Source organism: Cupriavidus sp. R6-3 (assembly GCF_059772245.1).
The window spans coordinates 1-6,824 of sequence record NZ_JCBAJO010000242.1; the positions used below are offsets into that span (position 1 = coordinate 1).

A 6,824-nucleotide genomic window follows, 5' to 3' on the forward strand; every position below is an offset into this window, starting at 1 on the left:
CGGCAGCCCCGCCGCGCGCGCCGCCGCGGCAATGCGGTGCGACTCCATGTCGACGGCCACCGCGCCGGTCGCCGCATGCAGCGACCGCTTGTCGGCAATCGTTGCGGCTGGCGAGTCCACTCCCACGATCGTGCCGTCGACCGCCTCGGGTAAGGCCAGGCGAATCGCGCTGGCCCAGCGGGCGTCGGTGTCGAAGCGCGAGCCGTCAGCCGCCACGGCATCGGCCACGATCACGCTGCCTGGCGGCAGCGCGGGATCGAGCCCGCCAGCGACGCCGAAGCTGATCACCCCGGCGTAGCGGTGCGCCGGTTCCTTGCCGTCGCGCAAAGGGGCCGTTAGCGCGGCCGTAACCGTGGGGGTCGGCGCGGCGGTCAGCGCGGCCGTAACCGTGGGGCTCAGCGCGGCGGTGAGCGCATGGTCGAGGGCATCGCCGCGCAGGCCGCTCAACGTGGTGGCGTCTGGCCAGTTCAGCAGCCGCGCCTCGAAGGCCATGCCGGTGACGACGAGCCAGCGCGGCGCATCGGCATCGGCGCAGTTCGCGGCATCTGTCACATGCCCCATGGCATGCGGCCCGCGGCATCGTTGGGAACGGCGGCATCGGCCGAACTGCCGAGGCCTCCACGATTGCCGGGATCACCCGGGTCGCCGGGATTGGCAAGGTTGCCGGGATTGCCGAGATTGCGGTAGCGCGCCAGCGCCCACAGCGGGAAATACCGCGCATAGCCGTGATAGCGCAGATAGAACACGCGCGGAAAGCCGACCGCGGTGAAATGCTGCTCGTCCCACAGCCCGTCGGCGCGCTGCTCGCGCAGCAGATAGTCGATGCCGCGCGCGACCGCCGGCTGCTCGCGGCAGCCGGCCGCCATCAGGCCCAGCAGCGCCCAGGCGGTCTGCGACGGCGTGCTCGGCGCGCTCTCGTGGCCGCGGTAATCGAGCCGGTAGCTGCTGCCGTCCTCGCCCCAGCCGCCGTCCTCGTTCTGTACCGACAGCAGCCACTGCGCGGCGCGGCGCACCGGCGCGGCATCGGGCCCGAGCCCGGCCGCCTGCAGCGCGCACAGCGCGCTCCACGTGCCATACAGGTAGTTGGTGCCCCAGCGCCCATACCAGCTGCCGTTTGCCTCCTGCTCATCGAGCAGATAGCGCAGCGCCTGCGCGGCGGCGCGGCTGTTCGCCGGCAATTCGCCCAGCTGCGCCAGCATCGACAGGCAGCGCGCCGACACGTCGGCGGTGGGCGGATCGAGCAGCGCGCCATGATCGGCGAACGGGATGCTGTTCAGATGGCTGTGCGTGTTTTCCGGTTCGAACGCGCCCCAACCGCCGTCGCTGCTCTGCATGCCTTCGATCCATTCGCGGGCGCGAGCCAGCGCGGGCGCGACGCGGCCGCCCCAGCGCGCATCGCCACGCGCGGCGCGATCGAGCGCCATCGCGACCACGGCCGTGTCGTCGACATCGGGATAGTGGGGATTGGCATACTGGAAGGCCCAGCCGCCAGGGCGCAGATGCGGCCGGCGCACCGTCCAGTCGCCGCGCACGTCGAGCACCTGCAAGGGCAGCAGCCAGTCGAGCGCGCGCCGCGCCGCCGCCAGCGCGCGTTCACCGCCGGCTTCGAGCATCGCATGGCAGGTCAGCGAGGTGTCCCACACCGGCGAGAAGCAGGGCTGGCAGTACGTCTCATCGCCCTCGCCGCCATGCTCGACCAGCAGACGGTCCAGCGCCGCGCGGGCCTGCGCGACCGCGGGCTCGTCGCGCGGCACGCCGAGCGCATCGAACATCATCACCGCGTTGACCATCGCGGGAAAGATGGCGCCGAGGCCGTCGTCGCCGTTCAGGCGCTCGCGCACGAAGCGCTCGGCCTGCTGCATCGCGCGCTGGCGCAGCGCGCGCGGCGACAGGGGTTCGAGCACGCGCAGCGCGACATCGACGCCGCGGAACACCGCATACCAGAAGCGGCTCTGGTGCGGCGCCCTGCCCGGCATCCGCGCGGCCTGGCTGGGCCGGCGAAACAGTTCGTCGATGCCGACGCGGCGCGGATTGCGCGCGCACGGACGCAGCGTGTTCAGCACCAGCAGCGGCACGATCACCGTGCGTGCCCAGTACGAGATCTTCGACAGATGAAAGGGAAACCACAGCGGCAGCAGCATGATCTCGACCGGCATCAGCGGCACCGCGCGCCATGGCATCACGCCGTACAGCGCCAGCAGCGTGCGCGTGAACACATTGCTCGCTTCGGCACCGCCCAGCGCCAGGATCCGCTCGCGCGCGCGCCGCATCGCCGGCGCATCGACCGGCTCGCCGATCATCTTCAGCGCGAAATACGCCTTGACGCTGGCGCTGATATCGGACGCGCCGCCATGAAACAGTGGCCAGCCGCCGTCATCGTTCTGCCGGCGCAGCAGATAGCGCGCGATGCGCCCCTCCCGCGCGGGATCGGCCGCCTCGCCCAGATAGTGGACCAGCAGCACGTATTCGGACGGGATCGTGGTATCGGCCTCGAGCTCGAACACCCAATGGCCGTCGGGCCGCTGCCGCGCGATCAGCGCGTCGACGGCGTGCGCGATCGCGGCATCGAGCCGTGAGCCGGCGAGGTCAGTGGGGGCGGTGAACGAAGGGAGGGATGGCGCGAGGGAGACGACGGTGTCCGGCCGATCCTGGGTGTCCACGGGGTCCACTGCGGGCGGCGAACCGGTCAAGGCGATCTGGATTTCAGCCACATCACTCCTCGTCACGCAATGACATCGCGAGGCAGCCGGCGGGGCGGGACCACGACCGGCGCGTGCGAACCCGCGATCGGTGTTGGGGGGTCGGGCGATTATAGCAACAAGGCCGAACGCGGGCCGGACATGCCAACTTGCCTTGACAGCCCCCGTTCCCGGCTTCTATGCTGGCGCGCATTGTTCCTTTCAAAAGACCGATGTTCTGTTGTACGGAATGTAAAAGAACTTCGGCGAGATCGCCATGAATCCCGACTCCCCCAACGGCAGCCCACCCGGGGCCGCGCCGAAAGACCGCCGCAAGCCGCTGCGCGGCATCCGCGTGCTCGACCTGACCAATGTGCTGGCCGGCCCCTTCTGCTGCCATCAACTCGCGCACTTGGGCGCGGACGTGATCAAGGTGGAGACGCCCGGCACCGGCGACCTGGCGCGCCAGCTGGGCGCCGACGCCGAGCTGAACCGCAGGCTGATGGGCGTGTCCTTCCTCGCGCAGAACCCCGGCAAGCGCTCGATCACGCTGAACCTGAAGCATCCGCTCGGCAAGCAGGCGCTGCGCCGGCTGGTCAGCGAGTCCGACGTGCTGGTCGAGAACTTCCGCCCGGGCGTGATGGCGAGGCTCGGGCTCGGCTACGACACGCTGAAGCAGGACAATCCTCGGCTGATCTATTGCGCGATTTCCGGCTTCGGCCAGGACGGCCCGCTGGCCGACCTGCCGGCCTACGACCAGATCATCCAGGGCATGGCCGGCGTGATGAGCATCACCGGCGATGCCGAGACCGCGCCGTATCGCGTCGGCTATCCGGTCTCGGACACCGTCGGAGGGCTGACCGCGGCGCTGGCGGTGGCCGCGGCGCTGGCGGATCGCGACCGCACCGAGGGCTATCTGATCGACGTGTCGATGCTCGAATCGACGCTGGCGACGATGGGCTGGGTCGTGTCGAACTACCTGGTGGCCGGGCGCGAACCGGCGCCGATGGGCAACGACAACATGACCGCGAGCCCCTCGGGCACCTTCCGCACCGGCGACGGGCTGATCAATATCGCCGCCAACAAGCAGGAACAGTTCGAGGCGGTCTGCCGCGTGATCGGCCGGCCCGAGCTGGCCACCGACCCGCGCTTTGCCGAGCGGCAGGCCCGGCTGCAGCACCGCGCCGCGCTGCAGGGCGAGCTCGAGGCGCAGCTGACGCGCCAGCCCACCGCGCATTGGTGGCCGCTGCTGAACCAGGCGGGCGTGCCGGCCGGTCCGGTCTATACGGTTCCGCAGACGCTGGCCCACCCGCAGGTCGCCACTCGCGGCATCGTCGCCGAGTTTGCCGACGCGCCGGGCGTGGGACGCGACCTGCGTCTGCTGCGCACCGGCTTCAAGCTCGACGGCGCCGCGCCGGCGGTCGATGCGCCGCCGCCCGAACTGGGCCAGCACACGCGCGACATCCTCCTCGAACTCGGCTATACCGCCGAGCAGATCGACACCATGCAGGCGGAGAAGGCCCTATGACCGCATTCGATCCCTCCAACCCGGACGCCGGCCAGCGCCGCGCCGAAGACTGGTGGCGCAGCGCCATCATCGACATGCAGCCCGGCGTGATCCGCTATCGCGGCTATCCGATCGAGCAGCTGATCGGGCGTGTCTCGTTCGCCCAGATGATCTGGCTGATGCTGCGCGGCGAACTGCCGCCGCCGGGCCAGGCCGCCCTGCTCGACGCCGCGCTGATGTCCGCGGTCGACCATGGGCCGCAGGCGCCCAGCATCGCGGTGGCGCGCATGGCGGCGACCTGCGGCGTGGGCCTGAACAATGCGATGGCGTCGGCCGTCAATCTGCTCGGCGACGTGCACGGCGGCGCCGGCGAGCAGGCGGTCGCGCTCTACCTGGATATCGCGGCGCGCGCCGACGCGGGACTCGCGCTGCCGGAAGCGGTGCGCGCGGGCCTACAGGCCTGGCGCGAGCTGCACGGCAAGTACGTCTCGGGGTTCGGCCATCGCTTCCATCCGGTCGATCCGCGCGCGCCGCGGCTGCTCGAACTGGTCGACCAGGCCGCCGCCGACGGCGTGGTCGGCGGGCGGTTCGCCGCGATCGCGCGCGCGGTGGAGGTGGAGCTCGGTGCGGGCCGATCGCGGCCGGTGCCGATGAATATCGACGGCGCCACCGCGGTGATCTACGCCGAGCTCGGTTTCCCGCCGCCGCTGGCGCGCGGGCTGTTCTGCCTGTCGCGCTCGGTCGGCATCCTGGCGCACGCGTGGGAGCAGACGGAGCAAGGCGGCCGCAACAAGGGACCGATGCCGCGAGAGTTCATCTGGACCTATGACGGGCACCCGCCGCGGGATGTGCCGGAGGCGGTGTCGCCCCGGCAGTCGCAGGGCTGACGGTCGGGTGAGCTGTCAGGCGAGAGGTCGGGTGAGCGGTCGGGTGGGCGGCCGGACAGAAAGGACTAGTGCGTTGGGAGGGGTCGCCGCTGGCGGGTCAGCGCGTGTCGCCAGGAAGATCGGCCGCCAGCGCGGGATCGGACTGCGCATCGGCGTCCATGACCGACGCCATCGCGGAGTCCGATGCGGACGCCCGCTCCATTTCCGCCGCCGCGGCGATCGCCTCCTCCCGCTCCAGCGTGGACGCTAGCACGTAGCGATCCCGCCCGCGCCGCTTCGCTTCGTACAGCGCCCGGTCGGCGTTGCCGAACAATTGCTGCCACAGCCCCACCGAATCGGAACCGTCGTCGCGCAGCTGCGCCACGCCGATGCTGACGCTGGCGAACTTGCCCGCGGGCCCGGGCAGCGGGATCGCGCGTACCTTGCGCAGGATCCGCCGGGCCAGCGCGGTGGCCTGATGCTCGTCGGTATGGGGACACAGCACGCAGAATTCCTCGCCGCCGTAGCGGCCGGCCACATCGGAGGCGCGGCGCGAGTTGTCCAGCGCCTCGGCGATCGCCTGCAGCACGGCATCGCCGGCGCGATGGCCGCTGCGGTCGTTGACCTGCTTGAAATGATCGACGTCGATGACCAGGCAGGCGACCGCCTGCCGGTTGCGCAGCGCGGACACGATCAGCCGGCTGGCGGCATTGTCGAGCGCGGCGCGGTTCAGCAGGCCGGTCAGCCCGTCGATGCGGGCGCCGCGTTCCTTGTTGGCGATCACCTGCTCCAGCGCCATCACGGTGAAGCCGAACAGCCCGAGCAGCGTCGCCACCAGCGGGGCGAGCACCACCACGGCGTTGTAGGTGGCGTCGTGGGTCAGATTGGCCGCATTGAACGGCGACGCGGAAATCGCATTGTCGGCCTGCCAGGCCGCGGACGCGCCATAGAGCTGCGCGCACAGCTGCACCGCGCTCGCCAGCAGCACCAGCGGCAGCCCGATCTCGCTATGGCGCACGCGCGAGCGCAGCAGCACGAGGATCGTCGTCAGCGACAGCAGCGCCAGCGCGACATAGGCGACGCGATGCAGCTGCAGTACCGGATGGGGTCCGGTCAGCGCATCGAGGGCGGCGGCGACGGTGACCACCACGGCGGCGCCCTGCATGCGGGTGAATCCGGGCAAACCCTGATGCACGCGCACGCCGCAATAGATCGTCAGCTTGCCGGCCAGATAGACCATCACCGCCACCGCGCCCACTTCGACCAGATGCACCGTGGCGGCGTTGATCGTCAGCGCCAGGCCGCCGGCGGACAGCACCAGATGGCCGCCGGCCCATAGGCGGCCGGCATCGGTGCGGATCAGCGCGAACACAAGGCCCGTCGAGATCAGCAGCGTGCTGGAAAACACCACCATCATGACGATCACAATGCTGTGCTGGTCTAGCTGCACGGTATCCCTCGGAAAATGCCGCGTTGCATATGCCCCGGCGGCACGGCCGCTCGTCCCAAAAACCTTTGATGATAGCCGTCGCACCGGCACCGGGCATCCCCCTTGAGTCGGGCATGGGCTGGCGGCAGCCTCGGCGTGCCGCCAGCCGGCCGACGCACGCTCAGTCGTCGAAGGGGAAGCTGCCGCCCAGCGTTTCGGTCAGCGCGCGCGCGGCGCGCAGCACGTCGGTGCGGAAATCGGGCCGATAGCGCGAGGCCGGGCAGGTCAGCGTCAGCGCGCCGCGCAGTTCGCCGCCGGGGCCGAACACCGGGGCCGACACGCCG

Annotated in this window: 5 protein-coding genes; 2 read left to right on the plus strand and 3 right to left on the minus strand. The window is 70.8% G+C overall.

The genetic code is table 11. The features are described 5' to 3' along the window. The coding region (locus AC6EI8_RS22735; RefSeq protein ID WP_498382942.1) for a phosphorylase family protein at positions 1–552 on the minus strand (552 nt) is incomplete at its 3' end. Further along, on the minus strand, positions 549–2,660 hold the full coding sequence (gene shc, locus AC6EI8_RS22740; RefSeq protein WP_370639490.1) for a squalene--hopene cyclase: 2,112 nt from the start codon (positions 2,658–2,660) through the stop codon (positions 549–551). The genes shc and AC6EI8_RS22735, both read right to left, overlap by 4 nt. A 295-nt stretch (positions 2,661–2,955) precedes the next feature. On the opposite strand from shc, the gene AC6EI8_RS22745 reads away from it, so the two are divergent. Further along, positions 2,956–4,206 carry a CaiB/BaiF CoA transferase family protein gene (locus AC6EI8_RS22745; RefSeq protein WP_226105245.1) on the plus strand — a complete coding sequence of 417 codons (1,251 nt, stop codon included), beginning with the start codon at positions 2,956–2,958 and terminating at the stop codon, positions 4,204–4,206. After that, positions 4,203–5,072, plus strand: coding sequence for a citryl-CoA lyase (locus AC6EI8_RS22750; RefSeq protein ID WP_226105243.1), 870 nt, complete (start codon positions 4,203–4,205; stop codon positions 5,070–5,072). Before AC6EI8_RS22745 ends, AC6EI8_RS22750 begins: the two co-directional genes overlap by 4 nt. Before the next feature lie 97 nt (positions 5,073–5,169). Here the strand turns inward: AC6EI8_RS22750 and AC6EI8_RS22755 are convergent, their stop codons facing one another. Further along, on the minus strand, positions 5,170–6,501 hold the full coding sequence (locus AC6EI8_RS22755; protein WP_226105241.1) for a GGDEF domain-containing protein: 1,332 nt from the start codon (positions 6,499–6,501) through the stop codon (positions 5,170–5,172). Between the last annotated feature and the right edge of the window lie 323 nt (positions 6,502–6,824).